The organism is Thermogutta hypogea, assembly GCF_055386265.1.
Map to the genome: position 1 here is coordinate 908,266 of NZ_AP042425.1, position 19,490 is coordinate 927,755.

14 protein-coding genes and 2 tRNA genes are annotated in these 19,490 nt (G+C 60.7%); 8 read left to right on the forward strand and 8 right to left on the reverse strand.

What is annotated here, in order from left to right; genetic code table 11:
• Positions 1–150 precede the first annotated feature (150 nt).
• Positions 151–1,005 (reverse strand): SDR family NAD(P)-dependent oxidoreductase, encoded by an 855-nt coding sequence (locus ACZ5B4_RS03090; RefSeq protein ID WP_464912979.1) that lies wholly within the window; start codon positions 1,003–1,005, stop codon positions 151–153.
• 560 nt (positions 1,006–1,565) lie between these two features.
• Here ACZ5B4_RS03090 and ACZ5B4_RS03095 point away from each other — a divergent pair.
• Positions 1,566–2,000, forward strand: coding sequence for a hypothetical protein (locus ACZ5B4_RS03095; protein WP_464912980.1), 435 nt, complete (start codon positions 1,566–1,568; stop codon positions 1,998–2,000).
• A 179-nt stretch (positions 2,001–2,179) separates the two neighbouring features.
• On the opposite strand, the gene ACZ5B4_RS03100 is transcribed toward ACZ5B4_RS03095, so the two are convergent.
• Positions 2,180–4,963 carry a glycoside hydrolase family 99-like domain-containing protein gene (locus ACZ5B4_RS03100; RefSeq protein ID WP_464912981.1) on the reverse strand — a complete coding sequence of 928 codons (2,784 nt, stop codon included), beginning with the start codon at positions 4,961–4,963 and terminating at the stop codon, positions 2,180–2,182.
• A 504-nt stretch (positions 4,964–5,467) separates the two neighbouring features.
• Here ACZ5B4_RS03100 and ACZ5B4_RS03105 point away from each other — a divergent pair.
• Complete coding sequence (locus ACZ5B4_RS03105; RefSeq protein ID WP_464912982.1) at positions 5,468–6,493, forward strand: hypothetical protein; 1,026 nt, start codon at positions 5,468–5,470, stop codon at positions 6,491–6,493.
• A 21-nt stretch (positions 6,494–6,514) separates the two neighbouring features.
• On the opposite strand, the gene ACZ5B4_RS03110 is transcribed toward ACZ5B4_RS03105, so the two are convergent.
• The 3 genes from ACZ5B4_RS03110 to ACZ5B4_RS03120 form a co-directional block, all read right to left on the reverse strand.
• Positions 6,515–7,246, reverse strand: a complete 732-nt coding sequence (locus ACZ5B4_RS03110) for an adenylate kinase family protein (RefSeq protein WP_464912983.1) — start codon at positions 7,244–7,246, stop codon at positions 6,515–6,517.
• A gap of 29 nt (positions 7,247–7,275) precedes the next feature.
• Positions 7,276–8,388, reverse strand: a complete 1,113-nt coding sequence (locus tag ACZ5B4_RS03115) for a hypothetical protein (protein ID WP_464912984.1) — start codon at positions 8,386–8,388, stop codon at positions 7,276–7,278.
• A 212-nt stretch (positions 8,389–8,600) separates the two neighbouring features.
• Positions 8,601–8,885 carry a hypothetical protein gene (locus ACZ5B4_RS03120; RefSeq protein WP_464912985.1) on the reverse strand — a complete coding sequence of 95 codons (285 nt, stop codon included), beginning with the start codon at positions 8,883–8,885 and terminating at the stop codon, positions 8,601–8,603.
• A 962-nt stretch (positions 8,886–9,847) separates the two neighbouring features.
• Between ACZ5B4_RS03120 and ACZ5B4_RS03125 the strand changes: the two genes are divergently transcribed.
• Together ACZ5B4_RS03125 and ACZ5B4_RS03130 are read left to right on the forward strand one after the other, a co-directional pair.
• The gene (locus ACZ5B4_RS03125) at positions 9,848–11,554 is read left to right on the forward strand and encodes a sigma-70 family RNA polymerase sigma factor (protein ID WP_464912986.1); all 1,707 of its coding nucleotides are present in this window, start codon (positions 9,848–9,850) and stop codon (positions 11,552–11,554) included.
• 737 nt (positions 11,555–12,291) lie between these two features.
• Positions 12,292–12,364 (forward strand) — tRNA-Arg (locus ACZ5B4_RS03130).
• A gap of 674 nt (positions 12,365–13,038) precedes the next feature.
• Here ACZ5B4_RS03130 and ACZ5B4_RS03135 read toward each other — a convergent pair.
• Together ACZ5B4_RS03135 and ACZ5B4_RS03140 are read right to left on the reverse strand one after the other, a co-directional pair.
• Positions 13,039–13,112: transfer RNA gene (locus ACZ5B4_RS03135), tRNA-Met, on the reverse strand.
• A gap of 691 nt (positions 13,113–13,803) precedes the next feature.
• Entirely contained in the window at positions 13,804–13,926 is a 123-nt protein-coding gene (locus tag ACZ5B4_RS03140; protein ID WP_464912987.1) for a hypothetical protein, read from the reverse strand.
• A 144-nt stretch (positions 13,927–14,070) separates the two neighbouring features.
• On the opposite strand from ACZ5B4_RS03140, the gene ACZ5B4_RS03145 reads away from it, so the two are divergent.
• Genes ACZ5B4_RS03145 through ACZ5B4_RS03155 form a run of 3 tightly spaced genes read left to right on the forward strand, consistent with a single transcriptional unit; the run spans position 14,071 to position 17,551 of the window.
• Positions 14,071–14,805 carry a hypothetical protein gene (locus ACZ5B4_RS03145; RefSeq protein ID WP_464912988.1) on the forward strand — a complete coding sequence of 245 codons (735 nt, stop codon included), beginning with the start codon at positions 14,071–14,073 and terminating at the stop codon, positions 14,803–14,805.
• Complete coding sequence (locus tag ACZ5B4_RS03150; protein ID WP_464912989.1) at positions 14,802–15,623, forward strand: ABC transporter ATP-binding protein; 822 nt, start codon at positions 14,802–14,804, stop codon at positions 15,621–15,623. The genes ACZ5B4_RS03145 and ACZ5B4_RS03150 overlap by 4 nt, the downstream gene beginning before the upstream one ends.
• 59 nt (positions 15,624–15,682) lie before the next feature.
• Positions 15,683–17,551, forward strand: coding sequence for a putative ABC transporter permease subunit (locus ACZ5B4_RS03155; RefSeq protein WP_464912990.1), 1,869 nt, complete (start codon positions 15,683–15,685; stop codon positions 17,549–17,551).
• Positions 17,552–17,713: 162 nt separating this feature from the next.
• Here the strand turns inward: ACZ5B4_RS03155 and rimI are convergent, their stop codons facing one another.
• Complete coding sequence (rimI, locus tag ACZ5B4_RS03160) at positions 17,714–18,232, reverse strand: ribosomal protein S18-alanine N-acetyltransferase (protein WP_464912991.1); 519 nt, start codon at positions 18,230–18,232, stop codon at positions 17,714–17,716.
• Between the two features lie 473 nt (positions 18,233–18,705).
• Between rimI and ACZ5B4_RS03165 the strand changes: the two genes are divergently transcribed.
• Entirely contained in the window at positions 18,706–18,927 is a 222-nt protein-coding gene (locus ACZ5B4_RS03165; RefSeq protein ID WP_464912992.1) for a hypothetical protein, read from the forward strand.
• Positions 18,928–19,490 lie beyond the last annotated feature (563 nt).

Below are 19,490 nucleotides of genomic sequence, written 5' to 3' on the forward strand. Positions count from 1 at the left end.
CGTGCCGGCATATCTCACAGACCGGCGGAAAAATGAGGTCGACAAAGGCCGCGATCGAAACACGTTCGGATTGACCCGACGCTCGGAGATTCACGGATCAAAACTCGCCTTCTCTCTTGACCGACAAACGCTCACGTGTTCGCAACCCGCTCACGAACGCGCATCACCCGTCGGGGTGCGGGGATATCGTCGCAGCCGCAGAACGCGGCTCAGGATCCAGTCGAATGCGCCGTCGGGCAAAAGCCTCCGCGCCACGGTAAAGGCCTGGGCACTGCTCGGTATTGCGTAGCGTCGCCGCGGGCGTTTCGATTGGACGGCTCTCAATACGGTTCGGGCCACCACTTCCGGGCCGGGCGCGGTGCGGTAGGCGTCCACGACGGCTTCTCGAAACCCCTTCTTCGCCGGATGATAATCCGCCGGGTCGTTGCACGCATCCAAGAGGTCGAGCGCCACGGCGTCAAAGTCGGTCTTGACGGCTCCCGGTTCCACTACGACGACCCGAATGCCAAGTGGGGCCGTCTCCAACCGCAGGGCGTCGGAGATCGCCTCCACGGCGTGCTTGGTCGCGGAATACCAGCCTGCAAAGGGGAGTGCCAGTTTTCCCACGACCGATGAAATATTGACGATGGTGGGCGACTCACCATGCCGCAGCAGCGGAAGAGCGGCTCGCGTGACGCAGCCCAGGCCGAAAACGTTCACCTCGAATTGTCGCCGGACGTCCCCATCGGAGGCCCCCTCGATGGTACCGTACAGTCCGAATCCGGCATTGTTGACGAGGACGTCGAGTCTTCCCGCGACTTCCGCAATCCGCGCAGCAGCCTCGGCGACCGCTTGGGGGTCGGTCACGTCCAGCGCAAGCGGCACGACGGCGTCCGAGCGAAGCTCTTCCAGCTTTTCGGCACGGCGTGCCGAGGCGAAAACGCGGTACCCGGCATGGGCCAAATACTGTGTGACGGCCCTGCCGATGCCGCTCGACGCACCCGTTACCCATGCAATCCTCGTCATCGTGACGTTTTCCGTGGAAAAGATGGTCGCCGTCGGAACCGCATTGCGACAGGAGTTGCCGTCCGACAGAAGTCAGCGCAATCACGCCGCTGCCCGTCGAGAATTTTATCAACGGTTCTTCGCCCGCCGACCCAATTGCATCGAACCGAGAAGCGTCCGGCGTTTTTAGTAGTGGGAATGTTTGTTCATTCTACGAATGATCTGACTTGAAGAACAGATGCCGCGTTTCAAGATGCCGTCGGCGGCCGGAGGGACTCAGCGAGCGAGAGGGAATTGAGGATCGCGATTCGGATTTTCGCCCTTGAGGATAGCGGAATACCCAATGCGGCGCGTGCGCGACCCGCCGACATCGTTATCTCTCGCATGATGGAGCGGCTCGAGTCGTGGACGGATCCCGCGAGGGCGTCCTAGACTTCTCGCCTGCCGCCTGCGACAATTGCTTCTGCAAAAGGGCGGGGGCGTCTTTCCGCAACTAGGGGCCGGTATTTTGATGCCAGGGATGCGAAACAGAGATCTTTAGGTCACTCGTGGAGCGGATGTTTCACAGGAGGAGGTTTTCCATGTTGCGGTATTTCGCGGTAGTGGTCGGTTTGGCGGCGATCAGTATGCTGAGCCTGGGGTGCGGAAGGCAGGCGGAAAAACAGCCGGCCGGCAGCGGGGCCCCGTCGCAAGTTTCGTCTCCGGAGCAAACGACCGCGCCGAATGTTCCGCCGCCTCCACCGCCGGGGAGAGAGGGTGCAGCGGACTCGCAGCCCATGAATGCCGCGCCCGATTTACCCCCCGCCGCCCCGACGGCGAGTTCAGTTACGGGAGATCCCGCCTCGCCTTCGCAAAGCTCAGGCGAGAGCGACGGCAATGAAGAGGTTCGGCCGGGACGCGTGGCCGGGGCGCTATTCCGTGCCCTGAGATCCTCCGTGCCGATCCCCGGGAACTTGGGCGGCGCCAGCGATGCAGCCTCGCAAAATGGCGAAGAGGCGCCGCGTTTTCGGCCGTAGCAAGACCTCGCTTACCGTTGCTCACCGTTTTCAAACCCGAATTCGGACGCATGGAGCGGACGCGTTTCGGCCCACTACGTTTGGCATTATCGAAGCGTGACGCGCCCGTGCAAAGCTCCTGGGCGGGCCGGCACGGTCCGTTAGTCTTTCGACTAATCGGCGAACTACGTTACCGCTCATCAAGAGCCTGAGTCGCAGCGGATTTCGTCGATCGCGAACTCCACGCCGGATTGGGTCGAGGGGTCCAGCCGGAGCGAGGTAATCAATCCTCGCCAACGCCGGGAGTCTCTCACTCCCAATACGTAATCGTGGAACTGCCCGTCGCCGATGATCTTGAAGCGGACGCTGTTGGCCTCGCTCTGCGGTGAGTTCGCCGTTCCCCAGAACAACTGCCCCAAATCGTCGCGGTCGGATTTCATGCGAATCACGATTTTGCCGATGGCATCCGCTTCGAGTTCAACGGCGGGGCTTGAGAGAATGGGATCGCCGCCGGTTGTTTTACCGATCAAGGCGCCGCCTTCCACCCGGGCTTGAATTTGGGAGTTGGGCATCCAGCCCTCCAACTCACCTACGGTGTCGAAAGTCCACCGCGTCTTCAACGGGGTCGGCGGCAAGTCGTACGGCCCGCGGCCGAGGTCTGCCGGAACAAGGGCGGGTGGCCACGGACCGGGCGGGCAGAATGCGCCACGCAATTCCTCCAAATCGCGAAAACCTCGCTCCGCGCAGGGTTCGATGTAGCTTCCTTCGCCCCATTCGTTCCACGGCCCGATCGCGATGATCCGCTTGCCGGTTTGATCGGCATACCGCCGGGCTTCGCGGCACAACTCGCCGAAAGCCTCGGGCGTGCGATCCGTAATCACCAGCGAGCGCGTACCGTGCCAAGGCCGCGCATCCCAACCGGTATCGAGGATCGGCATGTACAGAAGGCCGGAGGCGCGGGCGTCCGCTTGCTGCCAGAGTTCCGGCGATGTCTTGACGACGTCGGCGAAGGGGAATTGGTTCGATCCGGCGTTTTGAGCCGCGATTTGGAATCCGTGATACGATGTGAATGCCTCGTAGCCCTCCGCCTTCAGTCGGCGGCACGCGGCTTCGCTGTCGTGGGAGCTCATGGCCACGAAATAGATCCCCGGCAGGCCCGCCCCGCGGGCCATTTGCTGCGACATGGCGTAAAGTTTGGCCGCTTCCTCACTGCCGCCCACATCGTTGCGAATGTTGCCCGGCGACCAAATGAACACCGCGGGCCGCCCGTCGATGCGGTAGTACTCAGCCATGCCGAAGTAATGGTCGATCCAATACTGCGTTACCTGGCGCCAATCCTCCACGGAGTGCGTATTGGGGGGATTGTGGTTCGCCCACATGACGGCCCATTGGAGGTACGGACGAAATGGCGACTTCATGTACGCATTGTGAAGCCAATGTTCCAAATGGCGGTTGCCCTGGCACCAGTACCAATCCACCATGAAGAACTTGACCCCGTGCTCCACGGCCCACTTGATCTGCCAGTCGGCGCATTCGGGATCGGCTTCGTCGTACCATCCCAATACCGGCTTTCGCATGGGGTAGCCGAGGATCGGCAGCCACCGCGACATCGAATCCCAACCGGGAAAGTAGAATACGCCGATGTCGTAGGGACAATCGACCGGTTGAGGCGGGGGAATATCGTTCCCCATTGGTACCGGCGGTGACTCCGTGAACGGAATCGTCGCCGACGCGACCATCGGCGCGTGGTTGGCCGCACGCAGCTCGACCTTCGCCTCCACGGTCACTGCGTCCTCGCATTCGATCGTCCAAGAAAAGGTCTTAGGAAGCAGATGACCGAGCCGAGCGACACGCTGTTCGTTCGTTCCCACGATGCGGCAATTGCTCGGTAGCTTCAGGGCGGCGACTACATCGCGGGCCACCTCGCCGCCGAGATTTCGCAGCAAGAGCGAAACTTCGATCGGGCGATGGACGCGATTCACACCGGCCGTTGAACCGAAGAACGCGACCTCGATGTCCGCCGGACTGCGGGGGGCGTCGCCGATCTCGACGGATTCGACGGTCACCGCGGCGTCTGCCGCATCCGTCGGTTGCACTCCCAAAAGAAGGACGCGCCCGGACCAGGTGGGGATCTGGTCGGCCTCGATATGATAGGAGTGCATCTTCCCGTCGGCTCTGATGGGAAACGTGAGCGATTCCATCCCAAAGCGGGCGTCGGAGACGGCAAAAAGGCGTCCTGCGTTCCCTTTGTCGACCGCCATGCGGATGGAAACGTAAGCGTTTTCATCCGCGGGAACGGCCGGCGTCGGAGCCAGAACCACGGGTGACTTTCCTACAGAGCGAAGGTGCAGCCCGTCGGAAGCCGCACCCACGATTTGGACATCCTGCCACGCGATCCAGTTTTCCGCGCGGGCCGGAATTCGCCGGCTCGCCGCCGAAGAAACGCTCGGCAACGGTTGCTCGGCCACGCGAATCCATTCGATCGAGAAACTCCCGGCGGCGGGCGGGTCGAGTCGTAGCCGGATAATCTTTTTCGCCGCGTGCCAAAACGGATAGACCCGGTAGACGTGGAACTCTCCGTCGGAGAAGGCGTCGAAGCGGCACACCTTCTCTTCGCTGAAACCGCCGAATCGGCCTTCCAACGTTTCGGTCCAAAAGAGCTGCCCGGCTCCTCCACCAGCCGTTTTCATGCGGAATTCGACGTATTGAAGAGGCGCGGCCGGGATTTCGAAAACCGGACTGAACAGGATCGGATCATCTCCGACCGTCTCGCCTTCCAAGACACCGCCATGAACTTGGAGGTTCCGCAGATGCCCTCCGCCGGCCCAGCCCTGGAGGTCACCGGGACGGTCGAAACGCCATTCCAACAGAATCTGATCGGCCTGCGCCGTCAATCCACAGAAAAGCGCGAACACCGCCGAAGCCAGTATCCAGTTGCCTAAGCCGCCAACCCCAAGTTCCGAGATGAATCGCCGTGCGGGCATACCGGCCTCCCTCTGTAACGGTTTGACGAAGCTCTCTGCGGATTTCCGACCGGCCGACCTCTTCGCGCTCTGGGCGGCGCTGGTTGCCGTTCGTTACCGGATGGTTTACTCCGGCAAGCTCGGTGATGCAAGCATGTCGGCAGCGACAGGTGTTAAAGCGAAGTTCAGTTCGGGGCCGGCTACCGGATGCGACTGGGCGAGGGCCGCTGCGACCCGGGTCGATTCCGAATGCCAATGATTATTCGGGCGGTATAGACCAAGCCTCTTTGCAAGTCCCAAGATTCTCGCGATGTCGGTACAATGATCTCACCGCAGCGTCGCAGCGGATGCCGTGGGACTTGCCGGGGTCGGCGGCGAATTCGTTGCGTGGGATTCTGGGCGTGGTGCCGGAGGCTGGCGAACCTACAGCCTAAAGCAACGCCGCGCGAAACGAAGGAATGCTGAGACCGGTTCTGCTCGCGTGGTCCGGCCGCCTGTTCGTTAGCCCCTTCCGGAGAAAGTCGCATGAAACCCCTGCCAATCGCGGTGACCGTAACGTTACTAGGCATTCTGTCTTGGTCAAGCATTCTCGAAGGCGAAGCCAATGCCGAGCCGCCGACATCGTCGCCCAACTTCGGCGTCGGCTTGGCGACCCGATATCCGGGCGATCGGGGTATCGACCGAGACCCTCGCGTGCTTTTGGCGGAGGACTTCGAGAACATTACGGTGGAGGATCTTGCACTTCGGTGGGAGAGTGTCTCGAACAAGGCCGGCCGCGTCCTCTCGCTGGCTGAGGACTCCCCGGCGGGAAGCGGCGGGAAAACATCGCTGGAAATGACAGCCTTGTTGGGCGAAAACACGGGCGGTCACCTTTACCGCCGTTTTCGACCGGTGGACAGAATATTCGCCCGGTTCTATGTCAAATTCGCCCTGGACTGCCCGTATATCCATCATTTTGTGCACGTGGGTGGATACAATCCGGCGACACCCTATCCGCAAGGCGGCGCCGGCGAACGCCCTCGTGGTGATGAGCGCGTGACGGTGGGCATCGAGCCGTACGGCGACTATGGTCGGTATCCGCCGCCCGGCTTGTGGAATTTCTATTGTTATTGGCCGGAGATGAAGATTTCGGCCGACGGTCGGTATTGGGGCAACGGTCTGAAGCCCGACCGACCGCAATTGGTTCCGCGAGGGCGCTGGCAGTGCGTCGAGTTGATGGTCTCGCTCAACTCCGCTCCCGAGAAACGAGACGGCGAATTGGCTTTGTGGCTGGACGGTCAGCCGGTCGCCCATTTCCGCGAGGGAGTACCCCGCAGTGCATGGACGGGCATGGGTTTCACACTGAAGGAAGAGGGCGAACCATTCGAGGGCTTTCGATGGCGGACGGACCCGTCGCTGAAGCTCAACTTCTTCTGGCTGCTCTTGTACGTCACGGAAAACGCCGCGAGGCAAAACAAGGTACCGAATCCGAATCCCGTGACCAAGATTTGGTTCGACAATATCGTCGTGGCGGAAGACTATATCGGCCCTGTCGCCCGACTCGAGGAGTGAAGTCGCGGCCTGCCGGCGGCATTACCCGAGGGGTTCGCGGCCGCCGGATTCCCCGGTTTCCTTCGCCCCCCCGGCCAGGTCCGGCATTGCCGCAAGGCGAGAGGCCAACTCGCGGTATGTTTGCTCCGGCGCGATCTCCTTGGAAACCATGATTTGCACCACCGTGCAGCCGGATCGGTGATAGTGTTCGATCAATGGTAGCGTCTCGCGGTGGTACCAATCGAGCTTCCGTGCCACGGCGTCGGGGGTATCGTCGGTGCGATCCGCGCGGTCGCCCCCTCGATCGCTCCGCAGACGCTCCCGAATCGTCTCGGCATCAGCCGTCAATTCGACGATCAGGTGGGCATCGAAATAGCGATGGACCAGCTCGGCCTGCTGGAGGTTGCGTGGCAATCCATTGAGGACGACGCCGCCCGCAACACCGCCGGGAGCCTGCGGTGCTCCCGCTGCAAAGTGCTTCAGAACCCGCTCCGCGATCCAAAGTTCGTCAGCCCGAAGCAAACGGTGCGCTTGCAGAATGCGGCATAAGGCGGAGCGTTCCTGGGGCGTGAAGAGGGGGGGCGAATCCGAACCGCCGGCGGCCCGCCGCAGCTCTTCGCCGAAGTCCAGGTGTCGCCATCGCAGTCCCTGAAGACCGCGGCTCTCCACGAGACGGCCCAGCGGGGTTTTGCCCGCGCCGGTGGGACCGAACAGAATCACGGCCGGCACGCGAAGCACGGATTCACGCGCCAATGTATGGGTAGTTCCCGGCATCTCGGCGGGTATTCCGGCGGGGCTCTCAATTACATTCGGAACGAACCGGAATTGTCGGCTGAATACGGGGAGGAAAACGACGATGCCTGCGATTCGTAGGCGGCGCCGGGTACGGTCGATCCGGTGGAGGACTGCGGGATGGAAGTCCGCGGCACATACGATTTTGTGCTACCCGGTCGATACTCGCCTGCAGGGTAGTCCGGCGCAGTACCGGGGACGAAATTTCCGCCCGTTGCCCCAGGCAGCGTATTGCGGTAACCTCCGGTCTGTGTGTCGGGCGAAGTGTAGGCGGGCACTCCTGCCGGCAGGTAGCCGGTGTTCCCGGGCTGATATTGAGAGCTGCCGGCCGGCGTCTCGCTGAAGCCGGGCTGATAACCCGTCTGCCCCGGGGCATACCCCGTCACTCCCGGTTGATATCCGGTCTGACCGACGCCACCGGCGGTTCCCTGGTTGTTGTAGAGATGGGCGTAGCGGTCGCCTACGAGGGCGGCTGGGTCGGAGGCTGGTAACCCGACGCTGGAACTTGCGGTCGGTTGGGTTCCCGCCGTCGGTACGCCGCTTGCCGTCCCGTCCATGGAAGCGACGCCCGGGCCCGAGTTGATACTGCCGGTTCCACTCAAACTATACCGGGCGGCACCGACATCGTAACGAGCTTGCGGAACCGTGTTCCCAGCCCTGTCTGACCCCATTGCGGACGTATTTGCCACGGGATAAGCACCGCCCGGGTCCAAGGCGGAGGTGCTTGGATAGGGTTGCGTCTGGTATCCGGGGTTTCCCGTGGCCTGCGGTGTCCGGGGAGTAGTTGTCGTGGCGGGATAGCTGTTGGCGTCGTAGCCGGCCTGCACTCCCGGGTAGGACGTTCCGGTACTCGGATACGGGCTGCTCGTGCTGATATCCGTGGACGATGGATTGCTGCTCGTCGCGGCGTAGGCGGTTGCGGGCGATCGCGTGGTAGGCAACTCGCTCGGAGTGGCAAATGCGGAAGGCTTTTGTGGATAAGGCTTGGCCTCGGAATCCGCCTTGTTCCATTTGAACGGGTTGACCTGCGACAGGGAAAAGCCGCCCGGCTTGGTGGAAGAGCAACCTAGCACGGCGACCAAGCAACAGACGGTCAGCAGCCCGCCGAGCCCATGTCCTTTCATGTTTGGCATCCTTGCACGAGTGTGACGGCCGCGGCTCCGCCTGCGGCCTTTGCTATGGCCTATCTCACCGGCTGACGATCGTACATCGGTGAGGATTCGGCCTTTTTCTGTACCGGATCCTCGTACGGACGTCAAGTCCAAACCGGTTCGCACGCGAATACGGAACGAGCATTTAGTAATCGCAAGATCTCAAAAAACACGGAGTGCTTTTGTCACCACAACTGAGGCAACCACGGTTTGCGCCGAATCCTCTCGGGCTCGCTCAGGGGATGCTCGTAGCCCGGCGGGCGGCTGCCTACGATTTCCTGGCCGACATTCGTATCCGGATACGGGTCGTACCGTTCGGCGGCCTGCCGCTGAACTTCCACCGGCCCCGGGTTATTCCATTGCGGCTTTTCCCAGCTCCGACACCCGACGAGCGGGGTTAGAACGAAAAGAGCGATCATGCCCGCCATCCAAACGGTGCGAGAGCGGCGCGTTTTGCGAACGGCGGCCATGCTGGATCTCTTTCTTTCCTAACCAGGTTTCGTGGCAAGGGGGCTCTTGATACGTCACGCATGCCCGGCATCGCGACCGCTCGGAACACCACTTGCCGGAGGGGCATGCCGCGCTGGTCCGCACGCTGTGCCTCCAAAAACCTGCGTAGGGTACCGCGAGCGGCGAGAAGAATCCAGATCGGAAACCGGAATCCCGTCTGCGGACGTTTTGTTCGGCGGAAGCAAGCTCGGAAGGATCAGGGCACGGGCCATCGACGAATTCCGCGCATCCTCTGGCGGTGGGAAGCCGCGCAACATCACGCGTTGATTAATCTTATTCTGCGCTGGCGGGTTTGGGTGATGTGTAGCGAAATAAACCAAACGGTACACCAACGTGTCCTGGCAAGACGCATGTTTGGCAGTCGTTTCAGCGTATCGGCCCAGGCGCGAGCGGAAATATGGGTAAGCCCGGGGTTTTTGGTTTGGGGTGTGAGATGTTAAACGGGATTGGAACCGATATTGCAACGAGGGACGCAGTGGGTGGTGACGGAATCCGGGTGGCGCACAATGGCATGACTTGCGAGAAAATAGCGGACTGATCGGGCAAGCTGCGGGCTTTCGGCAAAGGGTTTCCCATGCCGATCCGAATTTGTGTAATTATTCCCGCCATCCCGGCAACTACAAGGGGGCGAATTCTCGAGGAGGCCGAGTTCGCACAGGGCTTCCGCGGCTCGCGCCGAAAACAGTTTGGCGTCTCGTCGGGATGCCCCAACTCAGGCGAGGAGCAGCAATCATTCCTGGTTTTCTCGAATTTTCCGAAGCGATAGTTGCAAAAAAGGATCGTTCGTGGTATCCTGTTGCAAAACGACAGTTGCCACTGGAAGAAATGGCAAAAACACGAACTCTTTCAGCGCTTCCTACGTCTGAATACCAAGGCGGATAACCGCTTCCTGAGAGGCTTTCTGTTAGGGGAAGGTTGGATCATGGCTAGCGCCGTTCAGTCGGCTAAGTATCGCATACCCGCAATGGCGGAGCTATGCCGCCAGCTAACCGGTTTCGCCCCGCGCGACAAAAAGATCAAGCAAATCGCTCGGGCAGAGGAACTGCTCGCGGAAATCGATCCCGCCCGTTGGTACACGTACCGGCAGGTGTGCTTCAAGATTACCCGGTTCCGTCCGGATTCGAGCGACGACGTGCGTTTTACGGGAACGGACCTCCAGCACGACCTGATTCAATTGATCGAAGACTTGGCCGAAACGGTTCCGCTCGCTCCGGAAGACGTCAATGAGCGCATCTACACCGTTGACGAGCTGGCCAAGGAGTTCAACGTAGCGACGAAGACCGTGGCGAGGTGGCGCCGCACCGGGTTGGTCAGCAGACGCTTCTTGATTGACGGCCGCCACCGTGTCGGCTTCCTGGAAAGTACGGTGCGACGTTTTCGGGAAAAGGAGGCCAAGCGTGTGGAAAAGGCCACGCAATTCAGCCAACTCACGCCCGAGGAGAAAGAGGAAATCATCGATCGCGCGCGGCGCCTCGCGGAGGCAGGGGCCTGCCGACCGGAGGTCACACGGCGTTTGGCCGCGAGAACAGGAAGAAGTATGGAAACCATCCGATACATTTTGCGGCAATTCGACCAGAAGAATCCGCGGTCGGCCATTTTCCCGGAAGCTCAGAGCCCGCTTTCTGAGGACCTGAAGCGGAGAATCTACCGCGATCATCGCGCGGGCGAGTCCTTAAACGTTATTGCGAAACGGTACTGCATCACGCGATCGCGCGCGGTCGCAGTGATTGATGAGATGGCCGCGCGGCGGATCCGGGAGCTTCCCCTGGATTACATTCCCAGTGAGGAGTTCGAACGCGTGACTCCGGCCCGCGAGCGAGAGATTCTCGGGCCCCCGCCGCCCTCGGAACACGCGCCGCGGGCCGGGCGGCTGCCCGCCGGATTGCCGCCGTACCTTGCGAGCCTGTACGAAGTCCCACTGTTGACTCAGGCCCAGGAGATTCACCTTTTCCGCAAGATGAATTACCTCAAGTACAAGGCTTCCAAACTCCGCGAAAAGCTGGAGCAAGGATTGAAATCGCGGAAGAGGCCCGACCGCGGCCTAATGGCCGAGATCGATCGCCTTTACGAGGAGGCCGTAAAGACCAAGAACGAGATCATCTCTGCCAACTTGCGTCTCGTGGTGTCGATTGCCAAAAAGCATGTCGGCCCGGCCGAGAACTTTTTCGAGCTGGTAAGTGATGGGAACATGTCACTGATTCGGGCTGTGGAGAAGTTCGATTATTCGCGCGGCAACAAATTCAGTACGTATGCCAGTTGGGCCATCATGAAGAATTTCGCCCGCACGATCCCTGACGAGCATCGCTATCGTGATCGATTCCGCACGGCCCAGAGCGAGCTCTTCAACGTTACCGAAGACGAACGCAGCGACCAAGTGGAACTCGAGTCGGCCCAAATGCAGCGCGAGACGCAAGTACGAAACATCTTGCAGCGCCTGGACGAGCGCGAACGCCAGATTATTGTGCGGCGCTTCGGCTTGGATGACTCCGAGGAACCGTTGACTCTGAAAAAGGTCGGTGCGGAACTGGGTGTCACCAAGGAGAGGGTAAGGCAGCTCGAATCGAGGGCCTTGACCAAGCTGCGGAAATTGGCCGCCGAGGAAAAGCTCGATTGGCCGGACGGCGATTGAGACTCCGCCGTTGATATCCGGTCGATTCGCCTCGGGCAGCCCGGCAAAGATTGTGTCCGACTGCGTCCTACGGTCGGGATTGAAATCTTACCCGGTGGATTCCCTCTCTCGAATGTTGACATTCGAGCGATCCACCGTTGTCGGGGGCGGCCTCGAGGGATGGCATGGCCCTTCCTCCTGCGGCTTCGCGAGGGATGCTCCTTAGCGACGCGAATGCGCACGGGTACCCTCGTGGTCGCCCCGGCGGTTCTCTTTCGCGCGCTCTCCTAAATTCGAGGCGTAGCCCGTCAGGTCGTCATGTCGAAGAGGCCCATGGAACCGGTTTGGCTGGCAGCCTGATCGAAATTCACGGAACAACGCAGGGTGTGACTGCAATGGTTGCGACTCGCACGTACCATGGCCCCGCCCTTGCCGTGTCTTCGCATGCTCCGGGAATTCCAGCATGTCCAACCATGGCGAACGGACGCCATGTCAGGCCCCTATGCATTGGATGGTAGGGGCAGTTAAAGCAGAACCCTGGAGCCAAAATGGAGGCCTCACCGTGTGGATTGACCGCGGAAAAACCGATTTGTAGACTTGCCGATAGCCTGCAATTCGGCCTTTCCGGAAAGATTCCTCTTCGCCGACTCCCGGAATCGGTTCGGTAGTTGCGGTCGAGCCCGGCTTGATCGTGGGGCATGGAAGAGCGGGGCTCGTGTTGCTAAATCGTAACGCCGCGTGCGATGCATTGCTGACCTGCGCCCGTAGCTCAAGGGATAGAGCAGCGGATTTCTAATCCGCCGGTTGGGGGTTCGAATCCCTCCGGGCGTACCTTTCCATACCCGCCGCGAACCGCACTCCCCAGGTTTTAGAACCTGTCCGAGCCGCGACAAGTGCCCATTCTTACCCGCGATCTGTTCATATTCCAACCCGTGACGGATCGATACGCCGAGCCGCGACCGCCAGGGAGCGGCGTTTCCTTGTCGCGATGCCGATTTTTCGGGGCCAGTGGGTTGGCTCTGATTCGGCCGGCTCAATGAAGTCAACGGCTCGGCCGGAATGCCCGACAATCCTGCGACGTGGCGTAGGCTGCGGGAGATGTCAGGCGGCCGATGGAAAACGGGCGGGGGAAAGTGTCGTCGAGCCGGAATTCCTCGGGCCGCTGGAATGGGTCGCAACACCGGGGCCTGCGTCATGGCCGTGGTGCGTCTTCCTCGAAGCCCGATGATAATGGACCTGCGAAATGCCTACGGGCTAAGAGGGAAATCACAAAACCGCCGAACTTTAAGGAGAAGCTACGGCCGACAAGGGCCACAATTTCGGCGACCACACCCAATCCGCACCGTTCCCGACGGCGAACGGATCCGCAAACCAGCAGCAGTGCGGCTACGGATGTTCAGAGCCGCAAGCCCGGTCTCCGGAGGAGAGTACCCGATCGAGAGGCCTTGCGGGCGATCACCCCGGCGGGGTGAGGATGCTGTAAGCCATGCCTACTCCAGGCTAAGTAGCGGCGGAGGGATTCGAACCCCCGACACGCGGATTATGATTCCGCTGCTCTAACCAGCTGAGCTACACCGCCACAACTTTCTACATCGCCGCAATTCGCTGGATCGCCCGAGCTTCCCACTTCGGCAGGCTGCACGTGCCGCAAAAGGGGAATCGCACGCGATTCTCGGCGCCCCCACGTTAGCTGGGACGAATTCCCGCAAACCCCTTCGCAAGTATTTTATCACTAAGCGAATGAGAGGGCTATCCGCTATTCGTGCGGGCTGTCCCGGGCTATGTCAAAGCTAGCCGTCCCGCCCACAGGCATCTTTCAGGCCGGTCCGAACGGTTACCGCGCCGCGTTCTGGACAACGCGGTTGAACTCTCCGTGTTAGGATGTAAGACCACCGAAACGAAGCGTTTTGGCCTAAGTCGGCGTCTACTCCCAACTTTAATGTAGCCTACAATCGTTTTTGCCGAGCGACAAGAGGGCTGTGCCGGTCAGAGGGCAAACTGCGTTCGGCCGCGGGTTGCGGCTTTTTTGCCCGAACGTACTCCCTCAGGTCGAAATCGAACCCCGGAAGGTGGTGAATTTCGGCCGGCTTGGCGTTACAATGAGTTGCGAAATCAACCATGCCGCGCAAGAGGCTATTCAGCGCGGTACATTGGGTCGGCGAGGCTTTCGGGGCGGTCTGCGGTTTCGGGAAGGGGCGACCGAGCGACCGGTGACGTCCCGGCAAACCTTGTCCCGGTGGGAGAAAAAATGGGCTTTTCCGGTCGGGAAACTACGGCCGCATCGGCCGTCGGAAATCTTTGAGACTGTTCATGGCGTACACGCGGTGGTATCCCTTTGCCGTGGTCTCGTTCTGGTTGGCCGCCATGACGTGGCTGGTCACCACAAAGGTCATGCCTGTATTCTTGGTGGGCTCCCCCCCAGCTACGAAGCGATCCTCAACGCGCAGCGCGAGGAGACGGTCGTTGGATGGCATGTCCGTTGGCGCGACCGATCCATCGGTTGGGCGGTCTCGGAAACGATTCCGGTCGAGGAGGATTTGACCGAAGTTCGGCATCTTTTGCACTTCGATGAGCTTCCGCTCGGCGAGATGTTTCCGGGGATATGGACCCTTTTCGCCGATCGTGCTCAGACGAAACCGCGGCTGGCGTTGGAGTTCGAGACCGTGATGTTGTTCGATCCGTTGAAACGGCTCTCGTCGTTTCAAACGCGCGTGCGAACGCCGTCCTTGCCCGATGCCTTGGTGATCATTCGCGGGAGCGTGGAAAAAGATACGCTGCACTTGAATCTTCAGGCGGGCAATTTCAATTACGATACGGACCTGGGCTTTCGATCGGACGTACTGGTAAGCGATTCGTTCTCGCCGCAGAGCGTGTTGCCCGGCTTGCGCGACGGCCAGCAATGGACCGTCGAAGTCTATAGTCCGTTCAATCTACCCAATCAGGTCGTGCAGCGCCGCCCCCTCGAGGTGATTTCCGCGAAAGTGGAAGGGCGGCAGCCGATCGTTCACGAGGGCAAAACGGTATTGGCCTGGGTAGTGGTGTACCGAAGCGATCCGGGCGCGAACGGCGGTTCGCAGAACAAGCCGCCTCGGGGCCGAGTTTGGGTTGCTCCCGACGGCATGGTGCTCCGTCAGGAAGCCAGGTTGATGGACAGTACGATCGTACTGTCGCGGCTGCCGCGGAGCCAAGCCCGACGGCTGGCAGATCAGGCGGAGGAAATCCGCAGAGCGCGTACCGGCTTTTTTCAGAACACGGACGGGCCCACGCCATGATTGATTTTTATGATGTGACACGCCGTTACGGAACGAAAACGGCCGTCTCACACTTGGATTTGCACATACCCGCGGCACAGTTATTCGCCTTCTTGGGACCGAACGGGGCCGGCAAGACGACTTCGATTCGAATGCTGGTGGGCCTGTTGCGGCCCAGCGAGGGACAGGTGTGCGTGTGCGGCTACGACACCGTCAAGCAGAGTCGCGAAGCCGCGCGGCAGGTGGGGTATGTCCCCGATCAACCGTTCCTGTACGACAAGCTTTCGGGACGCGAGTTCTTGGAGTTTGTGGGCCGCCTGCGCGGGATGCCGTCGAACCTTCTCCGCGATCGGATCGAGCGCGAGGCCGCCAGGTTCGAGTTGTCCGGTTTTCTCGACGAATGGACGGAGAGCTATTCTCACGGCATGCGGCAGCGCGTGGTCTTTGCATCGGCGGTGCTGCACGATCCGCCCGTTTTGGTCGTCGATGAACCGATGGTCGGCTTGGATCCGAAGAATGCCCGACTGGCGAAAGACTTGCTGCGCGAAAGAGTGGCGCAAGGAGGCGTGGTCTTCATGTCCACGCACACCCTCAGCATTGCCGAGGAAATCGGCGACAGAATCGGCATCATTCACCAGGGAAGGCTGATCTTCTTCGGGTCCGTGGCCGAGTTGAGGGCCTTGAAAGAGGGAGATCATCGCTCGTTGGAGCAGATTTTCTTGGAACTGACCAACGGCGACGGAGAGGCGATTTCGTCCAACGGCACAGTATCGGCTCTTTCGAACGGCGATCTCGGCCGCGATTCGGCGACGCATCGGGCGCCGGTCGGCGGATCCTAACTCCGAAAAGGCGTGCAGCACGGCATGGTACCACGTTTGGAAGGCCTCACGAATCAGCGATGAAGTACGAACGGCTCTCTAGCGAAACGATCAAGGACGGCCCGGCCGCGGACTCCATCGGCTCTTGGGAGCTGCCGTCTCCGGCGGAGGAGGCGAGAATCTTCGGGGCGGTGAAACGGCAAGCGGTGCGGACGGTTGTGCTTCAAACATTGAGCCGTGCGTGGTTTCGCGTTTGGCTCGTCGTCGGTTTGGGTTCCTTGTTGTGGCTGGGACTTTTCGCGCTGTTTCGGGAAGGGTTCCACTTCTTGATTTTCGCCATCCCCTACACCGACTTAGTACAGCAAACAATCCACTACATTTTTGGGACGTTCTTTTTGACGCTGGGGCTGATGCTGATTCTCTCGTCGGCCATCATGCTGCACGGTTCGCTATTCCGCGGGAGGGACACGCAGTTTCTGCTGACGTTGCCCGTTCATCCCGAACGCGTATTCTTGGACAAGTATATGGATGCCGTCTTTCTCAGCAGTTGGGCGTTCGTGCTCTTGGGCAGCCCTCTGCTGTTGGCTTACGCGGTGGAGGTTCGCGCTCCTTGGTACCACTATTGGCTGTTGCTGCCGTACCTTGTGAGTTTTGTCTACATACCGACGGCGATCGGCGGCCTCGTCTCGCTGTTGGTGGCAATGTTCTTCCCGCGATCCAAGACGCTCCTATGGACGGTCGGGATCATTGCAGGCGTCCTAGGCGCTGTCGCGGTGGGGCGATGGGTTCTCAGTCTTCCGCACGCTACGAATGCCTTCAGTCTGGAGTGGCTTCAGCGGACGCTGGATCGATTGAGCATCACGCAATTCCGATTCTTGCCCAGTTGGTGGTTGTCCAGCGGTGTGCTGGCGTCGGCGGACCGAAACTGGCAAGACGGCGTGCTCTTCCTCTCGGTCTTGCTGGCCAATGCGCTGTTTTTGAACTACGTGATAGGACGGTTCGCGGGGGCGTTTTATCGCGAGGCCTATTGGCGCGTGGCCTCCGGACCGGGTAATCGCAAAATCGGAAGAAGGAGCTGGATCGACGCCCTCATCCTGCACCTCTTGCCCGGCCTGTCCGACCCGGTTCGCCAGCTCGTGCTCAAGGACGTGCGTCTCTTTCGTCGTGACCCCGTTCAGTGGACGCAGATTCTGATCTTCATCGGGCTGCTGGTGTTCTATTTCGTGAATATCCGGCGATTGTACGACGAACAATTTTTCGTGGCCTGGGTCAACATTATCAGTTTCTTGAATCTCGCCGTGATCGTGCTGTTGTTGTCGACGTTTACCACCCGGTTCATCTTCCCGCTGATCAGCTTGGAAGGCCCTCGCTTTTGGGTATTGGGCTTGATGCCGATCCCACGCACCACCATCGTCTGGAGTAAGTTGTGGTTTGCGTTATCGCTGTGCTTGGTGCCGACGTGCGCTTTGGTCGCGATCAGCGACCTGATGCTGGGAGTATCGCCGGCCGTCCACTTACATCACCAGTACGCCACAGTTTTGTCCGCCGTGGGGTTGTGCTCCATCGCCGTGGGCTTGGGGGCTCGATTTCCGATGTTCAAGGTCGCTTCTCCCACACAGATCGCGGCCGGTTTCGGAGGCACCGTGAATTTGATCTTGAGCACCGCCTACAACGTCGTGATCATCGGCTTGGCGGGGCTGCCGATCCACGTGCGGGGCATTTTGGAGAACACCATCCTCTTGCCGACGGTCACGGCCAACGTCCCGATCAACCGGTTTACCGAGACCTGGCTTGCAACGGGACCGGCTTGGGCGGCCGTAGTTGCCGTTTTCGCCACCAGCATCTGCTTGGCCCTGGGGCTGCGATTCTTCAGGCAGCTCGAGGAACCGATCGTCTCGCCCGCGACTCGCATCTTCGGCAACCGTGTCGCGGACGGTCGAGATTCGTAGAGAAGCCTCCCGGCGTGCCGCCGGCCGTGCTCAACGGCCGTGCTCAAGCGTCAAGAATGGCTGCCAATTTACGACTTCTCGGCCCGCCGACGCGGGCGCAGTAGGAGATCGGGTAAACGCGAGGCATCCGTAGAAGTCGGAAGCCTGCTACTTCCCTCGCTGTCAGCCGGCCAGCTTGGCAAGACGGTTCATGGGGAGAATGACCGGCTCCGGTTCGGAGATCGTGTAACTCATTAGGTAGGCGTCTTCCGGGGTGTCCTGGTAGAAATTTCTCAGGACCGAGGTGGCGCGAAACCCGAGGGAGCGGAAGAACAGTTGAGCCGGTAGGTTCGTCTCGCGAACCTCCAGCGTGATGCGATTTCGCTTTTGCAACGACAGCTTGTTGATCAGCTTCTGAACCAAGTAGCGGCCGACTCCGCGCCGCCGCCACTCCGGGCTGACGGCCAAGTTGAGCAACCGTATCTTGCTCTTCGCCATCTCGTAGATCATGTAGCCGACGACTTTGTCGTCCACCTCGGCCACCAATCCCACGCAGTTCCGCTGTCGGACGCAAGCCACAAATTCCGCTTCGGTCCAGGGGAACTCGAAACTGGCGTTTTCGATGCCCAACACCTCGGGCATGTGCCGTTGCAGCATCCAGCGAACGAGGCAATTCGGCAGGAGGGAGATTCCGGGGCTCATGGCAAACCTTCCTTGTCGGCCAGAGTCGAACTTGAAAGAACAGCTCTGCAACAACCGTGTTACTCAACCGTTCACGGCCCACCGACGGTGTCGATCGACCGGGATACAGGTTAGCAGAATCGCCGGGGTTCGCCAAGACGGGAAATACCGAGCATGTCGCGGCCTCGCGAAGTGGGCGGCGAAGCAACCTCATCAGGCTGATTGGTCTGCTTTGCGGCCTGCGGTGATCGCGCCGCCGAACGGCGCAGGGCCTACCGGTCCATGCAATCGGAATAGCTTATCGCCGATCCCCCCGTGATGGTTGTCAGTTCGCCAGGAAATCGTGGATGTGGGCCGAATCTCGCGTAAACGGCGGGCCGATACGTCCCTTGGGAGGCCGCCGAGACGGGGCGGTCCGGTCGATGACGGGGAATGCGGTTGGGGTTTGCTCTCGGCCGAGAAAAACTTTCGGGATTCGCACGCGAGGTCGCAGCATGATTTCTGCCGCTGCTTCAAAGGCCGGTCACGGTTCCGCAACCAAGCGAGACCTCGTGCTTGCGGGACCGGAGTACGAGTCGGTGCTCATGGATCTCGAGCGGCGTCAAGATGAAGCTTTGGCGATGCTGGCCGACCTCGAGGCGAGGATCGGCCAAGCCCTGCGTGTTTGGGCTGCGACCGGGCAAGGCTCGGCCGAGAGCTGCGGGCTAGCCCAGTGAACGACGGAAAAGGCCTCGCGGACGCGGCGTTCGCCGATGCCGAATGGCGTTGTCGGATGGAACGTTCACGCGACACGAGCGGCGACGGAAAGTTCGATCCAGGGCATCGCTCTGCTCGCCCTCTCGCGGGCTGATCCACGCGGTATCGACGCCCAACGAAGCGGTATCGCCGCGGTTCGTTCGCCTCGGAAACAACGGCCCTGTCGGCCTGCCGAGGGCCTTTGGGCCGTGTAACGGCGGACCAGGGAGAGTGAGCTAGACGCTGCGGCGGAATGTGAATGCCGTCGAGGCTCGTTGCGCCGAGATCCGCGATCGCAAAGTAAGCCGTGCGCGGAGAGGGAAAGGGTTGAGCCCGATCGGCGCGAGGCTTCCGAGGCTTCCCAAGATTTTTTCGACCGACGTAAAGAGTCCCCCTTTGCCGCGCCGATGGGAACAGGTACATTGGGGTCATGCGTTGTGAGTAACGCATCCACACCGGCGGCTACGTGTCGCGAAGAGGAAGAGTTGGTCGGGCGAAATCAGTCAAGCCGCGGGCCTTGCCAAGCCAACACCCAGCCGTATAA